We start from the raw sequence: 22,623 nt of genomic DNA, 5'->3' as shown, positions 1-22,623 counted from the left end.
ACTGACACGACCGTCGGCAGGACGATCGCCTGCGCTGAGGAAGACAGCGCGGGGCCCTCACAGCGGCGCCTCCCACGTCACCTTGGTGCCCGTGCCGTCCTCACCCGGACCGGGGCCGTAGGTGCTGGAGCCGCCCAGCGACTCCGCGCGCTTGGCGAGGTTCTTGAGGCCGCTGCGGCGACCGCTGTCCGGGATGCCGATGCCGTCGTCGGCGACGGTCAGACGGACGCCGTCGGTGCCGTCCGGCAGGCGGATCGTGGCGTCGACGACGACCTCGATCCGGGAGGCCTGGGCATGCCGGAAGGCGTTCGACAGCGCCTCCCGCAGCGCGGCGATCAGATTCTTGCCGGTCAGTTCGCCGACCCGGGAGTCGACCGGGCCGATGAAGCTGGCCGACGGCTGGAAGCCGAGCGGTACGGCGGCGGTGCCGATCTCGCGCAGGACCCGGGTGCGCAGCCCGGACGGCGCCTCGGCCGGGCCCTGTTGGAGGGCGAAGATCGCGGTCCTGATCTCCTGGATGGTGACGTCCAGCTCGTCGACGGCCTTGCCGACGCCCTGCGCCACCTCCGGCACGACGGACCTGCGCTGTGCGCTCTCCAGCATCATGCCGGTCGCGAACAGCCGTTGGATCACGAGATCGTGCAGGTCACGGGCGATCCGGTCGCGGTCCTCGTAGACCGCGAGCCGCTCACGGTCGCGCTGTGCATCGGCCAGTACGAGCGCCAGCGCGGCCTGCGCAGCGAACTGGGTGGCCAGCGTTCGCTCGGCGCCACTGAACGGGCGGGCGCCCCGGGCACGCGGTGTGGCGAGGGTGCCCAGCACCCGGCCACCGCTCTTCAGCGGCAGCATCATGCTCGGCCCGAAGCGCGGTGCGATGGCCGTGACCATGCGCGGGTCGGTGGCCGAGTCGTCCACGAACACCGGCTCACCGGCGAGAAGTTGTTCGGCCACCGGGCTGTCGGGCGGAATCCGCGTCCCCATGATCCCGGCGGGGTCGTCCGCCGACACCGCGACGATCTCCAGACCGCCCTCGTCGTCGGGCAGCAGCACGATGCCGGCCGCCGAATCCGCCAGCTTGCGGGCCTGCTCGGCGACCACCGCGAGCGCATCGTCGACATCGCTGCCGGCGAGGAGTTCGGTGGTCACCGCCACCGAACCGTCGATCCAGCGCTCCCGCTGCCGGGACGCCGCATACAGCCGGGCATTGCCGATCGCGATACCGGCTTCGGTGGCGAGCACCCGCACCATGTGCAGATCCTCCTCGCTGAACTCCCCGCCGCCGCGCTTCTCCGTCAGATAGAGGTTGCCGAAGATCTCGCCCTGCACGCGGATCGGCACCCCCAGGAACGTCCGCATCGGCGGGTGCCCCGGCGGGAATCCGGCCGAGCGGGGGTCCTGGGTGAGGTCGGCGAGGCGCAGCGGCTTGGGATCGTGGATGAGCGCGCCGAGCAGGCCCCTGTGGCCGTCGGGCAGCGCACCGATCCGCCGGTGCTCGCGCGCGCTCACGCCGTACGTCACAAAGTCCGACAGCCCCATGCGGGCGTCGTCGATGATCCCGATGGCGGCATAGCGGGCGTCAGCGAGCTCGGCGGCGGTCTCCACGATCCGGTCGAGGGTGATGTGCAGATCGAAACCCGCGCCGACCGTACGCATCGCCTCCAGCAGCTGCGGCACCCGGGCGGTCAGCTCGGTCGACAGGCCCTGCAGGCTGCGGGTGGCCTCGGTGGCGGCGCCCATGGGGTCGGGGTCCGCGCCCCCGCGCCCGGGGTCCGTGGGATCCGGGGGTGGAGGTCCTGCCGTGGCTGCCATGCCCACGAGCCTAATAAGGGGCCAATTAAGGAGCCATTTCTACAGAAAGCTCCGTTATGGGCAGGGCCCCGTCCACCGCCCGCTCGCGCTCCAGCATCCGCCGGAACGGGCCCTCGGTCGCGGCCAGTTCCGCGTATCCGCCGCGCTGCACGGCCCGTCCGCGGTCCAGCACCAACACCTCGTCGACCGCGTCAAGACCGGTGAGCCGGTGGGTGATCAGAACCGTCGTACGGCCCTCGGTCGCGGCCAGCAGATCGGCGGTCAGCGCATCGGCGGTGGCCAGGTCGAGATGCTCGGCGGGCTCGTCGAGAACGAGTACGGGGAAGTCCGCGAGCAGCGCGCGGGCCAGCGCCAGCCGCTGCCGCTGGCCGCCGGACAGCCGGGCGCCGTGCTCCCCGACCATGGTGTCCAGGCCGTCGGGCAGACCGCGCACCCAGTCCGCGAGCCGTGCCCGGCCGAGCGCGTCCCACAGGTCCAGGTCACCGGCGTTGTCCGCGGCGGGCCCCCGGTCCCGGCGGGCGAGCCTGAGGTTCTCCCGCAGTGAGCTGTCGAAGAGGTGCGCGTCCTGCGCGCACAGCCCCACCAGCCGCCGGACCGCGTCCCCGTCCAGCTCCTGGGCGTCCGTTCCGTCCAGCGTGTACGTCCCCGACTCCCGGTCCAGGAAGCGCAGCAGCACCTGCGCCAGCGTGGTCTTGCCGGAGCCGGACGAGCCGACGACGGCGAGCCGGCGGCCGGCCGTCAGGGTGAAGCCGATGCCGTCCAGCGCCGGCCGGTCCTGACCGGTGTGGCGCGCGGTCAGATCCCGTACGACCAGCGGGAACGGCGTCTTGGGCGGGGCGGCCGGCGTGGCCGGCTCCTGTACCGGCGCCGGGGCGTCCAGCACCTCGAAGACCCGCTCGGCGGCGCGCCGGGTGCGCTGCCGGTACTGCACGGCGAGCGGCAGCCCCGTCACCGCCTCGAACGCGGCGAGCGGAGTGAGCACGACGACGGCCAGCCCCACCCCTTCCAACCGGCCCGCGTACACGGCCTGGACGCCGGCCACCGCCGCCGCGGCAACGGTCAGTCCGCACAGCAGCGCCGAGAGCCCGGCGCCGGTCCCGGCCACGGCGGCCGAGCGGGAGGCGATCCGGGTCAGCTCGCGGTCCGCGCGCCGTACCGCTTCCGTACGTGACGTGAGGGCGCCGGCCACCGTCAACTCGGCGGTACCGGTGAGCACATCGACGACGCGGGTGGCGAGCCGGCCGCGGGCCGGCGCCAGCTGACGCTCCGCCCGCCGGGCCAGCGCGCCCGAGAGCGCCGGCACACCCGCACCCGCGAGCAGCAGCCCCACGGCGAGGATCGCCCCGGCCTCCGGCAACAGCCATCCGGTGAAGCCGACGGCGCCCGCGCCGACCAGCACCGCCGCCCCGACGGGCAGCAGCCAGCGCAGGAAGTAGTCCTGCACCGCGTCGACATCGGCCACCAGCCGCGACAGCAGATCGCCGCGGCTGCGCTCCTTGAGCCCGGCCGGCGCGAGCCGCTCCAGCCGCCGGAAGACGGCGACGCGTACGTCGGCGAGCATCCGGAACACCGCGTCATGGGCGACCAGCCGCTCGGCGTACCGGAAGACCGCGCGCCCGATCCCGAACGCCCTGGTCGCGGTCACCGCCACCATCAGATACAGCACCGGCGGCTGCTGCGACGCGCGCGAGATCAGCCAGCCGGAGGTCGCCATCAGGCCCACCGCGCTGCCCAGCGCGAGGCTCCCGAGCAGCAGCGCCAGCGCGAACCGCGCCCGGCGGGCCCGGGCCGTCCGCCGCAGCCGGGTCAGCGCCGCACCGCGGCCGGGGACGGCGGCGGAGTCGGCGTCGGCGTCGGCGTCGGCGGCGGCGTCGGCGTCGGCGGTTTCGGCCTCGCCCGGTTCGCAGGCCGGTTCGTCGGCCGGCACCATGGCGGAATCCCGGTCCCCAGGGGCCGAGTCCATGGCCTCGTCGGGGCCCGAGGCTGCTCCCGCGTGCACGGCGGCGCGCGGGTCCGCCCCCACCGCATCGGTCGGCCGCACACCGTCCGCACCCACCGGATCGGGCAGCCGCACACCGTCCGCACCCACCGGATCGGGCAGCCGCACCACCTGGTCCGCCACCGCCAGCAGCGCCGGCCGGTGGACGACGAGCAGCACCGTACGGCCGACCGCGAGCCGCCGGACCGCGGCCACGATCGCCTCCTCGGTCTCGCCGTCCAGATTCGCGGTGGGCTCGTCCAGGAGCAGGATCGGGCGGTCGGCGAGGAAGGCGCGGGCGAGCGCGAGGCGCTGGCGCTGGCCGGCGGAGAGCCCGGCGCCGGATTCGCCGAGCCGGGTCGCCATGCCGTCGGGGAGTGCGTCGATGAAGTCCAGCGCGCCGGCGTCGGCCAGCGCGGTGCGCACCGCGGCGTCGTCCGCGTCCGGACGGGCCAGCCGTACGTTCTCGGCGATGGAGCCCGCGAACAGATGCGGGTGCTGCGGTACCCAGGCGATCCGCTGCCGCCAGCTCTCGGGGGAGAGGGACGCGATGTCCTGGCCGTCGACAAGGGCCCGGCCCCGGGACGGTGCGGTGAAGCCGAGCAGCACGCTCAGCAGGGTGGACTTGCCGGCGCCGGAGGGGCCGACCAGTGCGACGGTCTCGCCGGGCCGCGCCTCGAACGAGATCGCGGGCAGCGAGTCGGCGGTCCGACCGGGGTGGCGGACCACCAGCCCCTCGACGGCCAGCGCGGTGCCCTCGGGCGCGGGTGCGGTGCCGGGCACCGGCAGCGGCGTCTCCAGCACCGCGAAGATCTCCTCCGCGGCCGAGAGCCCCTCGGCCGCGGCGTGGTACTGCGCGCCCACCTGCCGCAGCGGCAGATACGCCTCGGGTGCCAGCACCAGCACCATCAGGCCGGTGTAGAGGTCCAGTTCGCCGTGCACCAGCCGCATACCGATGCCGACGGCGACCAGCGCGACGGAGATGGTGGCGAGCAGCTCCAGCGCGAAGGAGGAGAGAAAGGCGATCCGCAGGGTACGCAGCGTCGCGCGGCGGTATTCGCTGGTGATGGTGCGGATGGCGGCGGCCTGGGCCTTGGCCCGGCCGAAGACCTTGAGGGTGGGCAGGCCCTCGACGACATCGAGGAAGTGGCCGGACAGCCGGGCGAGCAGCCGCCACTGGCGGTCCATCCTCGACTGGGTGGCCCAGCCGATCAGGACCATGAAGAGCGGGATCAGCGGGAGGGTGAGGACGATCGTCAGCGCCGAGATCCAGTCGCCGGTGACGATCCGGGCCAGCACCGCGAGGGGGACGACGACCGCCAGTCCCAACTGCGGCAGATAGCGCGCGAAGTAGTCGTCGAGGGCGTCGATACCGCGGGTGGCGAGGGTGGTGAGCTCGCCGGTGCGCAGTTCACCATCGTGCGAAGCGCCATCAGGGGCGGTGGCCGGGCGATGGGCGGGACCCAGCCGCGCCGCCCGCTCGATCAGCCGCATCCGCAGCTCGGACTTGACCGCCGCGCCGGCGCGGTGCGCGGCCAGTTCGGTGAGCCAGGAGACCAGGCCACGCCCGACGGAGACCGCGGCGAGCAGCGCCAGCGGTGTGGTCAGGGCGCCGAGATCGAGATCGTGCTGGAAGGCGCCGACCACGATCTCGGCGATCAGCATCGCCTGGCCGACGACCAGGCCCGCTCCGGCAAGCCCGAGCAGCACCACCGCGACAAGGAAGCCGCGAGTGGCGTGGGCGTAGCGAAGCAGGCGCGGGTCGACCGGTTTCACGTGAAACATCCATCCTGCCGAGGGCCGCCCCCGAGGGGGCGGCGGCTCAGCTAGTGGGCATCGGCGATGTGCTGGGTGCCGATGCGCTTGCGGAACACCCAGTACGTCCACCCCTGGTAGAGCATCACGACGGGGGCGGCGATCCCGGCGCACCAGGTCATGATCTTCAGGGTGTACGGGCTGGAGGAGGCGTTGCTGACCGTGAGGTTCCAGCTCTCGTTCAGCGTGGACGGCATGACGTTCGGGAAGAGCGTCAGGAACAGCATGGCGACGGCGGCCGCGATGGTGATGCCGGAGAACGCGAACGCCCAGCCCTCGCGCCCGAGCCGATTGGCACCGAGCGCCGCGACCAGCGCGACCATGGCGACGATCATGGCGATCAGGCTGGTGCCATCACCCTTGTCGGCCTGGGTCCAGCCCAGGAAGCCGACCGCCAGGACGGCCGTGACCAGTCCGAGGACGCCCGCCATCCGGCGCGCGCGTTCCCGGATGTCGCCCACCGTCTTGAGCGAGGCGAACACCGCGCCGTGGAAGGTGAACAGCGTCAGCGTGACCAGGCCGCCGAGGATCGCGTACGGGTTCAGCAGGTCGAGCAGGGTCCCGACGTACTCCTTGTGCGCATCGATCTTCACGCCGTGCACGATGTTGCCGAAAGCGACGCCCCACAGCACCGCGGGCAACAGCGAGGTCCAGAAGATCGCCTGCTCCCAGTTCCGCTGCCAGCGCTCCTCGGCCCGCTTGGCGCGGTACTCGAACGCGACTCCGCGCACGATCAGGCAGACGAGGATGAGCAGCAGCGGCAGATAGAAACCGGAGAACAGGGTGGCGTACCACTCGGGGAAGGCGGCGAAGGTCGCACCGCCCGCGCTGAGCAGCCAGACCTCGTTACCGTCCCAGACCGGCCCGATGGTGTTGATCAGTACGCGCTTCTCGCGCCGGTCGCGGGCGAGGAGCTTGGTGAGGACGCCGATCCCGAAGTCGAATCCTTCGAGGAAGAAGTACCCGGTCCAGAGGACGGCGATAAGGACGAACCAGACGTCGTGGAGTTGCACAGTCGCCTCCTAGTACGAGAAGGCCATCGGCCGGTCGGCGTCCGTGCTGTCGCCGCCGATCTTGGTGGGCGGGTTGAGGTCGGAGTCGGTGAGCTCCTGGGGGCCGGCCTTGATGTACTTCACCAGCAGCTTGACCTCGATCACCGCGAGGATGGCGTAGAGCGTGGTGAAGACGATCATCGAGGTGAGCACCTCGCCCTGCGAGACGCCCGGGGAGACCGCGTCCGAGGTGCGCAGCACGCCGTAGACGACCCAGGGCTGGCGGCCCATCTCGGTGAAGATCCAGCCCCAGGAGTTCGCGATGAGCGGGAAGCCGAGGGTGACAAAGGCGAGCGACCAGTACCACTTGCTCAGGCGGGCACCGAGCACCTTGTTCTTGGTGAGCGCGAGATGGGGTGGTTCCTCGTCCCCCGTACGCAGCCCGGGCGCCAGCCAGAACTTCTTACGGGTCAGCCAGAGGCCGGCGAGTCCGATGGCGAAGGACGACATGCCGAAGCCGATCATCCAGCGGAAGCCCCAGTAGGCGACCGGGATGTTGGGCCGGTAGTCGCCGGGCCCGAACTTCTGCTGCTCGGACTTGTTGACGTCGTTGATGCCGGGGACCGGCGAGGTGAAGTCGTTGTGCGCGAGGAAGGAGAGCAGGCCGGGCACCTCGATGGCGACCTTGTTGTGGCCCTTGTCGACATCGCCGTAGGCGAAGACCGAGAACGGCGCCGGTTCTTCCTTGTCCCACAGCGCCTCGGCGGCGGCCATCTTCATCGGCTGCTGCTTGAACATGACCTTGCCGAGCGAGTCACCGCTGATCGCGGTGAGGATGCCGGCTATGACGAGGGTTATCAGCCCGAGCCGCAGCGATGTCCGCATGACCTTGATGTGCTTCTTGCGCATCAGGTGGAACGCGGAGATGCCGACCATGAACGCGGCGCCGGTCAAGAAGGCCGCGGTCAGCGTGTGAAAGACGACGACCAGGGTGGTGTCCTGGGTCAGCACCTTCAGGAAGTCGGTCAGCTCGGCACGGCCGGTGGTGGCGTTGTACTTGTAGCCGACCGGGTGCTGCATCCAGGAGTTCGCGGCCAGGATGAAGTACGCCGACAGGATCGTGCCGATCGAGACCATCCACATGCAGAAGCAGTGGATCTTCTTCGGCAGCTTGTCCCAGCCGAAGATCCACAGACCGATGAAGGTGGACTCGAAGAAGAACGCGATGAGCGCCTCGAAGGCCAGCGGGGCACCGAAGACGTCGCCGACGAACCGCGAGTAGTCGGACCAGTTCATGCCGAACTGGAACTCCTGGACGATGCCGGTGACGACACCCATCGCGATATTGATCAGAAACAGCTTGCCCCAGAACTTGGTGGCCTTGAGGTACTTCTGCCTCCCCGTGCGCACCCATGCGGTCTCGAGCCCGGCCACCAGAGCGGCGAGGGAGATCGTCAGGGGGACGAACAGGAAGTGGTAGACGGTGGTGATGCCGAATTGCCATCGCGCCAGAGTCTCTGGCGCCAACGCCAGCTCCATGCCGTGCTCCTTACGTCGCCGTTTGCACTACGGCAATGTCCCTTTTGCGACACATAAAGCGGCGCATACCGGGACGGGCTTGTGAACGCGTTCACATTCACAAGCATTATCTCCTACAGCCTCACAACCTTGGGTGTGGGGGGTACGTGACCGCGGTCACGCCCGAATCCACGGTGCGCAACCCCTTCCAGCGAGCTTCAACATATTGTTGAATTCGTCGCCATGAAGATCCGCATCTCCTGGCCCGCCGGGCAATTGACCGCGACCCTCGACGACACTCCGACCGCCACGGCGCTCCTCGCCGCACTCCCGGTCGGCTCCACCGCCCACACCTGGGGCGAAGAGGTCTACTTCGACACCGGGCTCACGCCCGCACTGGAGGCCGGCGCCCGCCAGGTCGTCGAGCCCGGCACGGTCGCCTTCTGGACCGAGGGCAACGCACTGGCCCTGCCCTACGGCCCGACACCGATATCCCGCGGCGAGGAGTCCCGCCTCGCCTCTCCCTGCAACGTCCTGGGCCGCATCGACGGCGACCCTCGCGCGCTGGCCACCGTCCGCAGCGGCGACCCGATCCACGTACAGAAAGCCTGAGGCCGCGGGTCAGCGGACCCACGGCCTCGATGCAACGCCTTACAAAGGCTGACTTGCAGCAGCCACCCGACAGCGGCCGCCTTACAACGGCTTACAACGCCTTGCGAAACTCCTCCGCGGCCTGCAGGAACAGATCCATCGCCTGGCTCTCGCCGATCGTCACCCGCACACCCTCGCCGGCGAACGGCCGCACGACCACCCCGGCCCGCTCACAAGCCGCCGCGAAGTCGGTCGTACGGTCCCCCAGCCGCAGCCAGACGAAGTTGGCCTGCGACTCGGGGACCGTCCAGCCCTGCCCGAGCAGCCCCTCGACCACCCGCGCGCGCTCGGCCACCAGCGCATCGACCCGCTCCAGCAGCGCCGCCTCGCTGCGCAGCGAGGCCACCGCCGCCTCCTGAGCGAGCTGGCTCACGCCGAAGGGCACCGCCGTCTTGCGCAGCGCGGCGGCCACCGGCTCATGCGCCACCGCAAAGCCGACCCGCAGCCCCGCCAGGCCGTACGCCTTGGAGAAGGTGCGCAGCACGCACACATTGGGGCGGTCACGGTAGAGGTCGATACCGTCCGGCACCTCGGGATCGCGGATGAACTCGCGGTACGCCTCGTCCAGCACCACCAGCACATCGCTCGGCACCCGGTCCAGGAAGGACTCCAGCTCCGCACGGCGTACGACGGTGCCGGTGGGGTTGTTGGGGTTGCAGACAAAGATCAACCGGGTACGGTCGGTGACCGCGGCGAGCATCGCGTCCAGGTCGTGCACGTCACCGGAGGTCAGCGGGACCTGCACCGAGGTGGCGCCGGAAACCTGGGTGATGATCGGGTACGCCTCGAACGACCGCCAGGCGTAGATCACTTCATCGCCGGGCCCGGCCGTCGACTGGATCAGCTGCTGGGCCACACCCACCGATCCGGTCCCCGTCGCCAGATGCTCCACCGGCACCGAGAACCGCTCGGACAGCTCCGCCATCAGGCCGGTGCAGGCCATGTCCGGGTAGCGGTTGAAGGAACCGGCGGCGGTCACCGCGCTCTCCAGGACGCCCGGCAGCGGCGGATAGGGGTTCTCATTGGAGGACAGCTTGAATGCGACGGGGCCATCGCTCGCCGCCGGCCGGCCAGGCTTGTAGGTGGGGATGCCGTCCAGCGCAGCACGTAGCTTCGGGGTCTTCTCGCTCACCGCAGGTCCTCCTCGACCGTCCCACTCGTCTCCAATACTGCACACCTTATGAGGATTGACCCGTTCGGCGGCAGTCCCGACCGGCATCGGTGTCACGGGCGCACCTGGCCGCGGCCACTCGGACGACCCCGCGCGAAGCCTCCGGGGCGCGCCGCCCGATAATCCGCGCGCCGGTAGCTCACGCCGTGGCGCGCATCCCCCGTCAAGGTGACTTGAGACCGCTTCGATACCTGAACCGATCTACAGGCAAAGCCGCCAGATCTGCCACTGAATGATCAACATTTACGCCAACTTCCTTTATTTCCAAGGGAATTGACACCCAATCACCATGCAGAAACGTGCCTTTCCACAGCCGTCAGCGGAGCCCCGCGAATGGCCCTACCGAGCCCTACTATCGGCTCGCCATGACAGCAGCAGGGAAGCACCAGGTGAGCCGGTCGACCGGTCGCCGGTTGGGGCGGGCGGGCATCCGGGACGTGGCCGCCGCAGCCGGTGTGTCGATCACGACTGTCTCCGACGCGCTCAACGGCAAGGGCCGGCTTCCGGATGCCACCCGTAGCCACGTCCGCGAGGTGGCCGACCGGCTGGGCTACCGCCCGTCCGCAGCCGCCCGCACGCTCCGTACCGGCAAGTCAGGGCTCCTCGGCCTGACGGTGACCACGTACGGGGATGAACCTTTCACCTTCACCGAATTCGCGTACTTCGCCGAGATGGCCAGAGCCGCCACCTCCGCGGCGCTGGCCCGCGGCTATGCGCTGGTCATCCTCCCCGCGACCTCCCGCCACGACGTGTGGTCCAACGTCGCCCTGGACGGCACGGTGGTCATCGACCCCGCCGACGGCGATCCCGTCGTCACCGAGCTCGTCCGGCACGGCATCCCCGTCGTCTCCGACGGCCGGCCCGGCGGCGCGCTGCCCGTCACCGGCTGGGTCGACAACGATCACGAAGCCGCCGTCCTCGGCCTGCTCGACCATCTCGCCGACGCCGGCGCCCGCCGCATCGGCCTGCTCACGGGCACCACCACCGACACCTACACCCGGCTGTCGACCACCGCCTATCTGCGCTGGTGCGAGCGGGTCGGCCAGGACCCGGTCTACGAGTCCTACCCGGCGCACGACCCGTGCGCGGGCGCCGTCGCGGCCGACCGGCTGCTGGCCCGCCCGGACCGGCCGGACGCCGTCTACGGACTCTTCGACCCCAACGGCACCGACCTGCTCGCCGCCGCCCGGCGCTACGGCTTGCGGGTGCCGGAGGACCTGCTGCTGGTCTGCTGCAGCGAGTCCACCGTGTACGCCACCACCGAGCCGCCCATCACCACCCTGTCCCTCAAGCCGCGCCGCATCGGCACCGCCGTCGTCCAGATCCTCATCGACGCCATCGAGGGGCTCGACAACGGCCGGCCCGTCGAACAGGTGATACCGACCGACCTGATCGTCCGGACCTCGTCCCAGCGACGCTCCCCGAGAACCACTATCAGCCCGCCACGAGGACCCACCTGCGACTGAGCGTGCTCCCACACAGGGACGACCGGGCGTACCGGCTCACGTCGGGCGCCCCCCATCGGCCAGGAAAAAACAGGGCGATCCCGGGATAAATCATCCGTGAATGCCAGGCTCCAGTGGATTGACCACCCCCGGGTGCGTCACAACCCGCGATCGGCATTCCTATGATGGGCGCACGACACCGCGGACCGCCGTCGACCAGGCAAAGGTCCGAGAGGTGCACGGCGGCGCGACGGTGGAGGGGTCGATGACTCAGGGGGCCAGTCAGGGACCCATGGTGTGGACCATGGCAGGACAAGCTCCGGCGTCTGTTCCGCCACCCGGAGCGCCGTCCGGTGCGTCCGCCGGGTCCCCCATGCCGCCGGCCGGTCCCCCGCTCCATCTGCCCGCCGGGCCCCCGGCCGCGCCTCCTGCCGCACCCCCCGTGGTGCCGCCCGCCGCCCCTCCGGCCGAGCTGCCCGAGGACTACACCCCGACCGCGCGCGACCTCCCGGTCATCGACCCGGGCCGTACGGCCACGCTCATCGACCGCCCGGCCGTCGTCCCGGTGCCCGAACCGGCCCACGACCCCGACGCGCCCGAGGGCATGGGTCCGCTGTACGTCGTCGGCGATGTGCACGGCTACTACGACGAGCTGCGCGAGGCGCTGGCCGCCGAGGGCCTGATCGACGCCGACGGCAACTGGGCGGCCGGCAACGCCCGGCTCTGGTTCCTCGGCGACTTCACCGACCGCGGCCCGGACGGCATCGGCGTGATCGACCTGGTCATGCAGCTCTCCGCCGAGGCCGCGGCGGCCGGCGGCTACTGCAAGGCCCTGATGGGCAATCACGAACTGCTACTGCTGGGCGCCAAGCGGTTCGGTGACACTCCCGTGCAGTCCGGCGCCGGCACCGCCTCGTTCCAGGCCGCCTGGCTTCTGAACGGCGGTCAGAAGACCGATATGGACCGCCTGGAGGACCACCACCTCCAGTGGATGGCCCGGCTGGACGCCGTGATGGAGGAGGACGGGCATCTGCTCGTGCACTCCGACACCACCGCCTACCTCGAATACGGCGACTCCATCGAGGCCGTCAACGACACCGTCCACGACGTGCTCACCCGCAGCGACGCCGACGAAGTCTGGGACCTGTTCCGCAAGTTCACCAAGCGCTTCGCCTTCCGCGACGAGTCCGGTTCACAGGCCGTACGCGAACTCCTGGACGCCTACGGCGGCGACCGCGTCGTCCACGGCCACAGCCCGATCCCGTATCTGCTGGGCGAGGTCGGCACGGAGGACAGCGAGAACGACGGCATCGCGGTCGACGGCCCGCATGTCTACGCCGACGGTCTGGCCATCGCCATGGACGGCGGCATCACGATGGCCGGAAAGTTGCTGGTCGTTCAACTTCCGCTGACTGGCTGAGCGTTCTCGGGGCAGGTGTACGTCTGGCCGGCGCGTGGCCGGTCAGGGGCCGAATCGGGGGCGGCACGGGCGAAATCCGGTCGTGCCATTACTCAATTTCCGCAAACTCTCTGTCACCCCGCGCCGGAGTCGCTCTACCATCGGTCTATCCGTAGCAGGCTCTCCTCCGTTTCCGCCCACTGCCCGGCCAACGCCGGCCGTACGGCCCTACGGAGCATCGGGGGATGCACATGAACAGCGCTCCGCACCTGCTGAACGAGGACCGCGCGGAATTTGCGCGGATCCTTGATGAGGCGCTGCGTACCGCCGAATACCGCCCGGACGACCTCACCGCCGCCGCGGGAAAGCACCTCAATACCGAGCAGTTGCGCACGATGGCGCTCAGCGCGACCACCGCCATCGCCGCCTGCGCCACGGCCGAATACCAACGCTATGTCCAGCTCCGTGCCGAGCTGCGCGCGCCGGCGCCCACGTCGCCCGCTGCCGGCGCGGGCGGCGGAGAGCAGGACGGGACCGCCGGCGAGGGACTGGGACTGGCCACCGCAGCGGTCATGGGCGAGGCCGAAACCACCGGTGCCGGACTGGCCGCCATGATCACCGTGCTCGCCCCGGTCCTCGCGGGTATCGCCGCCGTCCTCTTCCTCCTCATCGGCTATGTGCTGCGCACCATAAGCCCCGACAAGTCCCTGGCGCAGCCGCTGATCAGCGTCGGCTGGATCTTCGCGGCGCTGACCGCCGCCGGCGCCCTCGTCGCGATGTGCGGCCTGGTCGTCACGGCGCTGCGCAACAGCTCCTCCGGCCAGAGCACCAGAGCCGACGAACTGGGCGAGGCACTGGACAACGCCCACGAGGCCTGGCGGCGCGCCCTCCTGGAGCGCGGCCTGCTGCCCTTTCTCCGCGAGGCGCTCAGCGATCCGTCGGCGACTCCCGACGACGACCCCGTGCGCTATGTCCCCCGCCGCACCAAGGCTCCCGAGAGCCGCATCCCCACCCTCGGCTACACCCGCCCCGAGTTCACCAGCCCCGACAGCGGCTCCTCGGGGTCCCGCCCGCGCTACTCCAGCCCGGACTTCACCAGCCCGGATTACGGCGGGCCGGATCATCAGCCGGATTAGCAGCGTTGTGAGGGGGCAGGGGCGGACGGGCCCTGGGGACGTGGTGAGGGATCAGGGGCGGACGCGCTCTAGGGGCGTTGCGGCGGTCCCAGGAGGGGTCGTCCTGGTACCAGGCCACCGGGCGGCCCGAAGTCGCGGCGCGTGCCGGTGACTTCGGGCCGGTGCCGGGCGTCACGCCCGTCGGGGAGGTCCTGGCCGGGTCAGTCCGCGATCGGCAGATAGACGCGGTTGCCCGCCGCGGCGAACTCCTTCGACTTCTCGGCCATGCCGGCCTCGGCGTCGATCGCCAGGTCACCACCGTGCTCGCGCCGGATGTCCTGACTGATCTTCATCGAGCAGAACTTCGGGCCGCACATCGAGCAGAAGTGCGCCGTCTTCGCCGGCTCGGCGGGCAGCGTCTCGTCGTGGAAGGCGCGTGCCGTGTCCGGGTCGAGGGCCAGGTTGAACTGGTCCTCCCAGCGGAACTCGAAGCGGGCGTCGGAGAGCGCGTCGTCCCAATCCTGGGCGCCCGGGTGGCCCTTGGCCAGGTCCGCCGCATGGGCCGCGATCTTGTACGTGATGACGCCGGTCTTGACGTCGTCGCGGTCCGGCAGGCCCAGGTGCTCCTTGGGCGTGACGTAACAGAGCATCGCGGTGCCCCACCAGGCGATCATCGCCGCGCCGATACCGGAGGTGATGTGGTCGTAGGCGGGCGCGATGTCGGTGGTCAGCGGGCCGAGCGTGTAGAACGGGGCCTCTTCGCAGATCTCCTGCTGGAGGTCGATGTTCTCCTTGATCTTGTGCATCGGGACATGTCCCGGGCCCTCGATCATGGTCTGTACGCCGTGCCGCTTGGCGATGGTGTTCAGCTCGCCGAGCGTCCGCAGCTCCGCGAACTGCGCCTCGTCGTTGGCGTCCGCGATGGAGCCGGGGCGCAAGCCGTCACCGAGCGAGTAGGTGACGTCGTAGGAGGCGAGGATCTCGCAGAGCTCCTCGAAGTGCGTGTAGAGGAACGACTCCTGATGGTGCGCCAGGCACCAGGCGGCCATGATCGAGCCGCCGCGGGAGACGATGCCGGTCTTGCGGCGGGCCGTGAGCGGGACATAGCGGAGCAGCACGCCGGCGTGCACCGTCATGTAGTCGACGCCCTGTTCGGCCTGCTCGATGACGGTGTCCTTGTAGATCTCCCAGGTCAGCTCCTCGGCCTTGCCGTCGACCTTCTCCAGCGCCTGGTAGAGCGGGACGGTGCCGATGGGGACGGGGGAGTTGCGCAGCACCCACTCGCGGGTGGTGTGGATGTTGCGACCGGTGGACAGGTCCATGACCGTGTCGGCGCCCCAACGGGTCGCCCAGGTCATCTTCTCCACCTCCTCCTCGATGGAGGAGGTGACCGCCGAGTTACCGATGTTCGCGTTCACCTTCACCAGGAAGTTCTTGCCGATGATCATCGGCTCGATCTCCGGGTGGTTGATGTTGGACGGCAGCACCGCGCGGCCGGCCGCGATCTCGTCGCGCACGAACTCGGGCGTGACGTTCTCGCGGACGGCGACGTACTCCATCTCCGCGGTGATCTCGCCGCGCCGGGCGTATGCGAGCTGGGTGACCGCGGCGCCATCACGGCCGCGGCGCGGCTGGCGGGGGCGGCCCGGGAAGACCGCGTCGAGGTTCTTGAGGCCGCCGCGCGGCGAGGTGTGCTTGAGGCCGTCGTCCTCGGGGCGCATGGGGCGGCCCGCGTACTCCTCGGTGTCGCCCCGGCCGATGATCCAGTTCTCCCGCAGCGGCGCGAGGCCACGGCGGACATCGGTTTCGATGTTGGGGTCGGTGTACGGACCTGACGTGTCGTAGAGCGTCACGTCCTTGCCGTTGGTGAGGTGCACCCGCCGGACCGGGACCCTGAGGTCCGGACGCGATCCGGAGACATAGCCCTTGTGCCAGCCGATCTGCGGCTCACCGCCGGGGCCGGCACTGTTTTCAGGCGTGCGTGCATCCTGCAGAGTCATGTAGACCCAACTCCCTACGCCGGCATTACCCGGTAACAGGTTCGGCGGTCGACGCAGCGGCTTCCGTGGGTGACGTACCGGCATCTGCCGGACATCCCGCGGAGGTCAGCGTCCTCTCAGCCCGGTGCTCCGAGCTCCCGCGATTGCAAAGGTGCCACCACGGTAGCGGCCGACGTGGCGCGGTGAACAGGGGGCCCCATGAGTTCTTGCGATGATCGGGCGGTGAGCCCCAACGAGTCCCACCACCATTCCGCCGCGCACTCGCACGGGCACGGACATCCGCCCGCCGGGCACTCGCACGCGCATGGCCACGCGCCCGCCGCGCCCGTTTCGCGGCATCTGCGCAAGGTCATCGCGGCGGTGCTGATCCCGTTCGCGGTCGCCGTGACGGTCGGTCTGATCGTGCTCTGGCCAGGCGGCGCGCCGTCCCACGAACCGTCCGGCGTCGGCTTCGACCAGCCCACGGAGCAGGCCCGAGTGATCAAGGTGGTGGAGGTGAACTGCGCGGATGTGCATGCCGAGCAGCAGCCCCAGCCACCATCGCCGACGGGGCAGCCACCGGCCGGGGGAGCGGCCAAGGGAAAGCCCTGCCAACAGGCGACGATCAAGGTGACCACGGGGGAGAACGCCGGGCGCACCTTCCAGACGGTGGTGACGCCGGACGCCCTGCGCCGCTACACCACCGGGCAGGGCGTGGTGGTCGCCTACTCCCCCAAGGCGCCGAAGGATCTGCAGTACTCGGTCACCGATGTCGACCGGTCGCTCCCGATGTGGGTACTGGCCGCGATCTTTGCCTTCGCGGTCGTGATCGTGGGCCGACTGCGCGGAGTGCTCGCACTGGTGGCACTGGCGGCCAGCTTCCTCGTCCTGACGCTGTTCATCCTCCCGGCGATCCTGCAGGGCTCCAATCCGCTGCTGGTGGCGGTGGTCGGAGGCAGCGCGATCATGCTGATCGCGCTGTACATGTGCCATGGGCTGACGGCCCGCACATCGGTGGCGGTGCTCGGCACCCTCGCGTCGCTGCTGCTGATCGCGCTGCTCGGATCGGTGTTCATCAACTGGGCGCTACTGACCGGCAATACGGACGACACGACCGGGCTGGTGCACGGTCTGTACCCGGAGATCGAGATCCACGGTCTGCTGCTGGCGGGCATCATCATCGGGTCACTGGGTGTGCTCGACGATGTGACGGTGACGCAGACCGCCGCCATCTGGGAGCTGAAGGACGCGGATCCGTCGGCCGGCTGGCGCAAGCTGTACGGCGCGGCGATGCGGATCGGCCGGGATCACATCGCCTCCGTCGTCAACACCCTCGTCCTGGCTTACGCGGGCGCCGCACTGCCGCTGCTTTTGCTGTTCTCGATCGCACAGAACAGCGTCGGTACGGTCGCCACGAGCGAGGTGGTCGCGGAGGAGATCGTCCGCACCCTGGTGGGCAGCATCGGCCTGGTCGCCTCGGTACCGCTGACGACCTTGCTGGCGGCCTTGGTCGTCTCGGCGGACCGCAAGTGGCAGGGCACCTCGGGGGCGCCCGGCGGAGCGGGAGCTGCGCCGTACGTCGAGGCAGGCGAAGGGTTCGGGGCAGGCTCCGGGGGAGGCCCGGTGGCGGGTGCACCGACGGGGCAGGCCGGGGGCCGGTCCGGTCGGCGCGGGGGGCACGGGAGGCGGCGTAAGCGGTGAGGGGTCCGGGGCGGGGCGGGGCGGGCGGGCTCCGGGGCGGGCTCAGCCCGCGGGCGCCTCTGTGAGGATCCGGTCCAACACGGCCTCCAGGGTCTCGCAGACCTCTTCCTTGCCGAGCGGTACGAGCCGGTCCGTACGGTCCAGGAAGGCGACCAGCGGCGCGGCGCTCACCCGGAACAGGGCGCGCTCGGCGCCGACTTGGAGGCTGATGAAGACATCGCTGAGGTTCGCGGACGAGCCCGGCTCGATACGCACATCGCCCTCACCCGACGGCCGGCTCAGCCCGTCCAACAGCAGCTCACGGCCGAACGCCCAGGTCACAGGCGCATCGCCAGGGAGATCAAAGGTGAGGCGGACGGCGTACGGATCGGCGCTGTCGAAGTCCAGATCCACCGGGATCCGGAACGCGAGCTCCTCCGAGACGACGAAGCTCATGATCACTTCTGCCTGAACTGTGTCGGTCATCAACCACTGCCCCGCACTTGATCGGAGATGGCCGGGAACATCCCCCGTAGCCTTATCGACGCCATCGTCTGCCACGTGCAGGCAGATCACAAGGAGTGAGTTTTCAGATACTGATAGAGAAGGCGAGTGTCGTTAGTGCCGCCTCCGCCATTTTCCGTAGTCGATCCGTAACGGACCGCAATCGATGCAGTTCGTCCGTGGGCAGGGAAACCGCCAACGTCGCGGCAGCCGCCCCGACTTGGATGGGAATGGCCGCACACACCGTGCCCAAGGCATATTCCTGGCGCTCATAAGCGACGTGATCGCGACGCACCGTATCCAAACGATGCAGCAAATCGTCCTCAGATCGCACAGAAAAGGGCGTTATCGACTGCACGGGATAGCGCGCCAGATGCTCCTTTCTCGCTGCCTCGTCCAACTGCGCGAGCAGACACTGCCCGATCGCATGGGCGTGTGCGGTCGTACGGAAGTCGACCCACTCCTCCACCGGCGGCCGCTCCGGGTCGTCGGTAACCGCCACCACCTCCACCTCACCCTCGCGGTAGACGGCGAAGTAGACGGCGGCGCCCAGCTCCCGGCCCGCCACGGCCAGAGCTTCGGAGATATAGGCCCGCTGCCGGCGCCTGGACCCGGCCCGGCCGATGACCTCGGCCGCCTCACCGAAGACGAAGACGCCGTTCTCGCGGTGCAGATAGCCCTCGTGGGTCAGGGTCCGCAACAAGTGGTACGTCGTCGGCAGCGGGAGTCCGGTCTCCCTGGCGAGCTGCTTGGCGGGTGCGCCGTCGGGATGCGCGCCCACCGCTTCCAGTAGCCGCAGCGCCCGCTGCACCGATCCGATCAAGGTGGGGTGAGACGCGGATTCACCGTTCACAGTTGCCAACGTCGACCCCCAGGTCCGCTCGCCATGGGGCACGGGGCCCCGGGCGCGGGATCCACTCCCGCGCCCGCGCGCGTCTCCCAGGCCCCCGCGATGCCGTCCGCTCGACCTCGCCTTACTCGGTATTTCCGGAACGTCACCGTCCGGAAGACGCCTGCGGTCCGCACTCTAACTCGGCCGATCGGGGCAGTAGGCCGAAAGCCGGGGGAGTTAACTCACCTGGTGGACTGGTGGCATGAGCGGGCGAGGCCGGGCCGACATCGGACGAGGCTGGGCCGTCTGCGGACGGGCCTGAGCCGTCATCGGACGCGCTCGGGCGGTGCCGATGGGGCGGTGCCGGCCGCCGGCACCGGTGAGTGATGCCGGTGAGTGGTGCCGGTGAGTGATGCCGGTCGAGCACCGCTGGTGGGTGGTGTGGGTGATGTGAGTGGTGGGCTCGGTGACGTCGGTGGTGTCAGTCGGGCTGCGTTGGCCATGTGGTGCCAGACGCCTGGTGTCGGAGGTGCGCTGTCGAGCCGACGAGATAGCCGGGTGGATGTCCGGCTTACCAATCGCCCTTCGACGAGGACGACGACGAGCCGCTGAACCTACGGACGAGGTAGATGACTCCGGCGATCAGGGCCGCCGCTATGAGGACCTTGAACAGCACGTTGATCAGGAAGCCGAGCGCGGTGGCGAGCAGTCCGCCGAAGACCACGATCAGGATGACCGGCGCCACGACCCAGGTGACCCACCACGGAAGCCCTGCGAATATCCCCTTACCAGCCACTGCTCTGCCCTGCTTTCTGTCTGTCGCGCTGTCTGTACCGCGCTATCTGTCTGCCGCGCCGTCTGTGTCTACCGCGCCGTCTGTCTGGTGCGCTGTCTCGCGCCGAGGGCACCGTCCGCATGCCGCGCTGCTGCTACCGCGCCGCCTCCGGCTGTCCCCTCACCAACGATGCTAGGGCGCGGAGCACGGCCGTGGGAGCCTCGCAGCCCCGGCCCTCCCCTGACCCTTCCCCTACGGGTCACGGGGGCCAACCCTTAGCTCTCAGGAGGAGAGAAGACCACCATCACCCGGAGATCCTCGCTGATGTGGTGGAACTTATGGGGCACCCCGGCCGGCACATAGACCACGCTGCCGCGCGCCACCGACTGTGTCTCCACCCCGACCGTGATCGCCGCCCGGCCGCTAACCACGAGATACACCTCGTCCTGGGCGTGCGGCTGCTGCGGATCGATGCTGCCGGCGTCCAGCGCGTAGAGCCCGACCGACATATTGCGTTCCCGGAGAAACTGCAGATAAGCACCGTCGTTCGCCGCTCGCTCCGCTTCCAGCTCATCCAGTCTGAAAGCTTTCATGCTGTTCGCACCCCTCGATGATTCAGACTTGTCTGCGACGATCTCACCATGAAGCATTTTCTGGTCAAGACGATCGCCAACGCCGCGGCGCTTGCCGTGGCCATCTGGCTGCTCAAGGACATCACGCTGACCGGTGAGAACACCGGTCGCAAGATACTCACGCTGATCCTCGTCGCGCTGATCTTCGGGTTGGTCAACTTCATCGTCAAGCCCGTGGTGAAGCTGCTGTCCTTCCCCTTGTTCATCCTCACGCTCGGCCTGATCACGCTGGTCGTGAACGCGCTGATGCTGCTCCTGACATCCTGGCTCGCCGGCAAGGCCGACCTCGCCTTCCATGTGGGCGGCTTCTGGACGGCACTGCTCGGCGGCGTGATCATCTCCATCGTCGCCTGGGCGATGCACGTGATCCTTCCCGACGAGGACTGACCGTTGACCGCCCCTTACCGCATCTGCTTCGTCTGCACCGGCAACATCTGCCGGTCGCCGATGGCGGAGTCCGTCTTCCGCGCCCGCCTCGCGGAGGACGGGCTCGACGGCCTGGTCGAGGTCGACAGTGCGGGCACCGGCGGTTGGAACGAGGGCGACGGAGCCGACCCGCGCACGGTCGCCGTGCTGCGCGCGGGCGGCTACGAACATGCCCACACCGCCCGGCAGTTCCAGGCTTCCTGGTTCAGCCACCTCGACCTGGTCATCGCACTCGACTCCGGCCATCTGCACGAGCTGCGCAGACTGGCCCCCACCGCACAGGACGCCGCCAAAGTCCGCCTGCTGCGCTCGTACGCGACGGGCGCAGCGGGCGCGGCAGGCGAAGCGCTGGACGGCGGTTCGGGCACGGTGCCCGGCCGCACCCCCGGCCGCACCCCCGACCCCGCCCCGGACCTCGACGTACCCGATCCGTACTTCGGCGGTCTGGCGGGCTTCGAGGAGTGCCTGGAGATGATCGAGACGGCGAGCGACGGCCTGCTGGCAGAGGTCCACACCGCGCTCACGGCTCGCGCGGCCGGGCACGACGACCGGCACCCGGAACAGGCCCCGCACCACCCGCCGGAGGAGGAGAGCGCATGACGGGCGACGGCACCCGCGTCGTACGAGCCGGGCTCCCGGAGCCCGAAGCCTATGAGCCGGCCCTCCCCGGGCCGGTGTTCGCGGCCCACTTCCACCTCCCCGGCGACGCCGTCGGCCCGTACACGTACGGCCGCGACGCCAACCCCACCTGGACCCGTCTGGAACAGGCCATCGGCGAGCTCGAATCGCCGGACGAACCGGCACATACCGTTGCCTTCGCCTCCGGGATGGCGGCGATCACCGCCGTCCTCTTCTCCCAACTGCGCGCCGGCGACGCGGTCGTGCTGCCCAGCGATGGCTACCAGCTGCTGCCGGCGGTCCGCACCCGTCTGGAGAGCTATGGCATCGAGGTGCGTACCGCGCCGACCGCACAGGACGCACAGCTCGAGGTGCTGGACGGCGCCCGGCTGCTGTGGATCGAAACCCCCTCCAACCCCGGGCTCGACGTCTGTGACATCCGGCGGCTGGCCGACGCGGCGCACCGTCGCGGCGCCCTGGTCGGCGTCGACAACACCCTCGCCACCCCGCTCGGCCAGCGTCCGCTCGACCTCGGTGCGGACTTCTCGGTCGCCAGCGGCACCAAGGCGCTGACCGGCCACGGCGACGTTCTCCTGGGGTATGCCAGCACCCGCGATGCCGCGCTGGCCGATTCCGTACGGCTGTGGCGTAAGACCGTGGGCGCGATCCCCGGCCCCATGGAGAGCTGGCTCGCGCATCGTTCGCTCGCCACCCTCGCGCTACGCGTCCGCCAGCAGTCGGCCGGCGCACTGGCGCTGGCCGAGGCACTGGCCGAACGCCCCGACGTCACCGGTCTGCGCCACCCCGGGCTGCCGTCCGACCCGTCCCACGAGCTCGCCACCCGGCAGATGCGGCCCGGCCGCTTCGGCTCCGTGGTGTCGTTCGTGCTCCCGGACAAGGCACACGCGGAGCGTTTCCTGGCCGCGCTGACCTTGGTGGACGATGCGACGAGCTTTGGTGGCGTACGGTCCAGCGCCGAGCGGCGCGGCCGCTGGGGCGGCGACGATGTGCCGGAGGGCTTCATCCGCTTCTCGGTCGGCGTCGAGGAGCCGGAGGATCTGGTCGCGGACGTCATCCGGGCACTCGACACCGCTGCGGAATGAGAACTGGCCGGCAGGGTATCCCCCCTCGTCACCCTGCCGGCCGCGGTTCCTCGTGGCCCGGGTCCACATGTTCCACGTGAAACCGAATGTTTCACGTGAAACGAACCGCTCGAACAAGGCTAGTTGACTGAGCGTCAGTGTCCAATCACGCTAGCGACACATCCCTATCGACAAATTTATA

Annotated in this window: 18 protein-coding genes; 8 read left to right on the top strand and 10 right to left on the bottom strand. The window is 69.9% G+C overall.

Going from position 1 to position 22,623, the window contains the following annotated elements:
* Window positions 1–57: 57 nt before the first annotated feature.
* The 4 genes from KI385_RS23545 to KI385_RS23530 form a co-directional block, all read right to left on the bottom strand.
* The gene (locus KI385_RS23545; RefSeq protein ID WP_238577816.1) at window positions 58–1,737 is read right to left on the bottom strand and encodes a sensor histidine kinase; all 1,680 of its coding nucleotides are present in this window, start codon (window positions 1,735–1,737) and stop codon (window positions 58–60) included.
* A 97-nt stretch (window positions 1,738–1,834) separates the two neighbouring features.
* The gene (gene cydD / locus KI385_RS23540) at window positions 1,835–5,572 is read right to left on the bottom strand and encodes a thiol reductant ABC exporter subunit CydD (RefSeq protein ID WP_238574127.1); all 3,738 of its coding nucleotides are present in this window, start codon (window positions 5,570–5,572) and stop codon (window positions 1,835–1,837) included.
* Window positions 5,573–5,613: 41 nt separating this feature from the next.
* Window positions 5,614–6,615, bottom strand: a complete 1,002-nt coding sequence (gene cydB, locus KI385_RS23535; protein WP_238574126.1) for a cytochrome d ubiquinol oxidase subunit II — start codon at window positions 6,613–6,615, stop codon at window positions 5,614–5,616.
* A gap of 9 nt (window positions 6,616–6,624) precedes the next feature.
* Window positions 6,625–8,133, bottom strand: a complete 1,509-nt coding sequence (locus tag KI385_RS23530; protein WP_238574125.1) for a cytochrome ubiquinol oxidase subunit I — start codon at window positions 8,131–8,133, stop codon at window positions 6,625–6,627.
* Window positions 8,134–8,355: 222 nt separating this feature from the next.
* On the opposite strand from KI385_RS23530, the gene KI385_RS23525 reads away from it, so the two are divergent.
* The gene (locus KI385_RS23525) at window positions 8,356–8,724 is read left to right on the top strand and encodes a cyclophilin-like fold protein (RefSeq protein ID WP_238574124.1); all 369 of its coding nucleotides are present in this window, start codon (window positions 8,356–8,358) and stop codon (window positions 8,722–8,724) included.
* A 91-nt stretch (window positions 8,725–8,815) separates the two neighbouring features.
* On the opposite strand, the gene hisC is transcribed toward KI385_RS23525, so the two are convergent.
* The gene (gene hisC, locus KI385_RS23520) at window positions 8,816–9,895 is read right to left on the bottom strand and encodes a histidinol-phosphate transaminase (protein WP_238574123.1); all 1,080 of its coding nucleotides are present in this window, start codon (window positions 9,893–9,895) and stop codon (window positions 8,816–8,818) included.
* Window positions 9,896–10,299: 404 nt separating this feature from the next.
* Here hisC and KI385_RS23515 point away from each other — a divergent pair, with 404 nt between their 5' ends.
* The 3 genes from KI385_RS23515 to KI385_RS23505 all read left to right on the top strand — a co-directional run bounded on the left by KI385_RS23515 (window position 10,300) and on the right by KI385_RS23505 (window position 13,914).
* Window positions 10,300–11,400: a LacI family DNA-binding transcriptional regulator gene (locus KI385_RS23515; RefSeq protein ID WP_238574122.1), complete on the top strand. Its 1,101-nt coding sequence runs from the start codon at window positions 10,300–10,302 to the stop codon at window positions 11,398–11,400.
* A 283-nt stretch (window positions 11,401–11,683) separates the two neighbouring features.
* The gene (locus KI385_RS23510) at window positions 11,684–12,799 is read left to right on the top strand and encodes a metallophosphoesterase (RefSeq protein ID WP_425356944.1); all 1,116 of its coding nucleotides are present in this window, start codon (window positions 11,684–11,686) and stop codon (window positions 12,797–12,799) included.
* 224 nt (window positions 12,800–13,023) lie between these two features.
* Window positions 13,024–13,914: a G protein-coupled receptor family protein gene (locus KI385_RS23505; RefSeq protein ID WP_238574121.1), complete on the top strand. Its 891-nt coding sequence runs from the start codon at window positions 13,024–13,026 to the stop codon at window positions 13,912–13,914.
* Window positions 13,915–14,114: 200 nt separating this feature from the next.
* Here KI385_RS23505 and thiC read toward each other — a convergent pair whose 3' ends face one another.
* Window positions 14,115–15,893, bottom strand: coding sequence for a phosphomethylpyrimidine synthase ThiC (thiC, locus tag KI385_RS23500; RefSeq protein WP_238574120.1), 1,779 nt, complete (start codon window positions 15,891–15,893; stop codon window positions 14,115–14,117).
* A gap of 198 nt (window positions 15,894–16,091) precedes the next feature.
* Between thiC and KI385_RS23495 the strand changes: the two genes are divergently transcribed.
* Window positions 16,092–17,573: a YibE/F family protein gene (locus tag KI385_RS23495; RefSeq protein WP_238574119.1), complete on the top strand. Its 1,482-nt coding sequence runs from the start codon at window positions 16,092–16,094 to the stop codon at window positions 17,571–17,573.
* 42 nt (window positions 17,574–17,615) lie between these two features.
* On the opposite strand, the gene KI385_RS23490 is transcribed toward KI385_RS23495, so the two are convergent.
* From KI385_RS23490 to KI385_RS23475, 4 genes are all read right to left on the bottom strand, one after another.
* Complete coding sequence (locus tag KI385_RS23490) at window positions 17,616–18,038, bottom strand: SsgA family sporulation/cell division regulator (RefSeq protein ID WP_238574118.1); 423 nt, start codon at window positions 18,036–18,038, stop codon at window positions 17,616–17,618.
* 103 nt (window positions 18,039–18,141) lie between these two features.
* Window positions 18,142–18,918 carry an IclR family transcriptional regulator gene (locus KI385_RS23485; RefSeq protein WP_238574117.1) on the bottom strand — a complete coding sequence of 259 codons (777 nt, stop codon included), beginning with the start codon at window positions 18,916–18,918 and terminating at the stop codon, window positions 18,142–18,144.
* A 541-nt stretch (window positions 18,919–19,459) separates the two neighbouring features.
* Window positions 19,460–19,684: a DUF5326 family protein gene (locus KI385_RS23480; protein WP_128508218.1), complete on the bottom strand. Its 225-nt coding sequence runs from the start codon at window positions 19,682–19,684 to the stop codon at window positions 19,460–19,462.
* Between the two features lie 254 nt (window positions 19,685–19,938).
* Window positions 19,939–20,256, bottom strand: a complete 318-nt coding sequence (locus KI385_RS23475) for a cupin domain-containing protein (RefSeq protein ID WP_128508219.1) — start codon at window positions 20,254–20,256, stop codon at window positions 19,939–19,941.
* Between the two features lie 48 nt (window positions 20,257–20,304).
* Here KI385_RS23475 and KI385_RS23470 point away from each other — a divergent pair, with 48 nt between their 5' ends.
* From KI385_RS23470 to KI385_RS23460, 3 genes are read left to right on the top strand one after another with little or no spacing between them, the layout of a single operon-like run.
* Window positions 20,305–20,682 carry a phage holin family protein gene (locus tag KI385_RS23470; protein ID WP_006604375.1) on the top strand — a complete coding sequence of 126 codons (378 nt, stop codon included), beginning with the start codon at window positions 20,305–20,307 and terminating at the stop codon, window positions 20,680–20,682.
* 3 nt (window positions 20,683–20,685) lie between these two features.
* Entirely contained in the window at window positions 20,686–21,321 is a 636-nt protein-coding gene (locus tag KI385_RS23465) for a low molecular weight protein-tyrosine-phosphatase (protein ID WP_238574116.1), read from the top strand.
* Complete coding sequence (locus tag KI385_RS23460) at window positions 21,318–22,442, top strand: cystathionine gamma-lyase (protein ID WP_238574115.1); 1,125 nt, start codon at window positions 21,318–21,320, stop codon at window positions 22,440–22,442. The genes KI385_RS23465 and KI385_RS23460 overlap by 4 nt, the downstream gene beginning before the upstream one ends.
* The last annotated feature ends 181 nt before the right edge of the window (window positions 22,443–22,623 follow it).

The sequence above is a fragment of the Streptomyces inhibens genome, assembly GCF_022221585.1.
GTDB classification, from domain to species: Bacteria; Actinomycetota; Actinomycetes; order Streptomycetales; family Streptomycetaceae; genus Streptomyces; species Streptomyces inhibens.
This window is presented reverse-complemented; position numbering and strand designations above follow the sequence as displayed.

Coding starts and splice junctions, on each gene's coding strand:
- cydD (WP_238574127.1), bottom strand. CDS start 5,572: ATGTTTCACGTGAAACCGGTCGACCCGCGCCTGCTTCGCTACGCCCAC.
- KI385_RS23515 (WP_238574122.1), top strand. CDS start 10,300: ATGACAGCAGCAGGGAAGCACCAGGTGAGCCGGTCGACCGGTCGCCGG.
- KI385_RS23510 (WP_425356944.1), top strand. CDS start 11,684: ATGGCAGGACAAGCTCCGGCGTCTGTTCCGCCACCCGGAGCGCCGTCC.
- KI385_RS23495 (WP_238574119.1), top strand. CDS start 16,092: ATGAGTTCTTGCGATGATCGGGCGGTGAGCCCCAACGAGTCCCACCAC.
- KI385_RS23460 (WP_238574115.1), top strand. CDS start 21,318: ATGACGGGCGACGGCACCCGCGTCGTACGAGCCGGGCTCCCGGAGCCC.
- KI385_RS23505 (WP_238574121.1), top strand. CDS start 13,024: ATGCACATGAACAGCGCTCCGCACCTGCTGAACGAGGACCGCGCGGAA.
- KI385_RS23470 (WP_006604375.1), top strand. CDS start 20,305: ATGAAGCATTTTCTGGTCAAGACGATCGCCAACGCCGCGGCGCTTGCC.
- KI385_RS23530 (WP_238574125.1), bottom strand. CDS start 8,133: ATGGAGCTGGCGTTGGCGCCAGAGACTCTGGCGCGATGGCAATTCGGC.
- KI385_RS23490 (WP_238574118.1), bottom strand. CDS start 18,038: ATGACCGACACAGTTCAGGCAGAAGTGATCATGAGCTTCGTCGTCTCG.
- KI385_RS23525 (WP_238574124.1), top strand. CDS start 8,356: ATGAAGATCCGCATCTCCTGGCCCGCCGGGCAATTGACCGCGACCCTC.
- KI385_RS23545 (WP_238577816.1), bottom strand. CDS start 1,737: ATGGGCGCCGCCACCGAGGCCACCCGCAGCCTGCAGGGCCTGTCGACC.
- KI385_RS23475 (WP_128508219.1), bottom strand. CDS start 20,256: ATGAAAGCTTTCAGACTGGATGAGCTGGAAGCGGAGCGAGCGGCGAAC.
- thiC (WP_238574120.1), bottom strand. CDS start 15,893: ATGACTCTGCAGGATGCACGCACGCCTGAAAACAGTGCCGGCCCCGGC.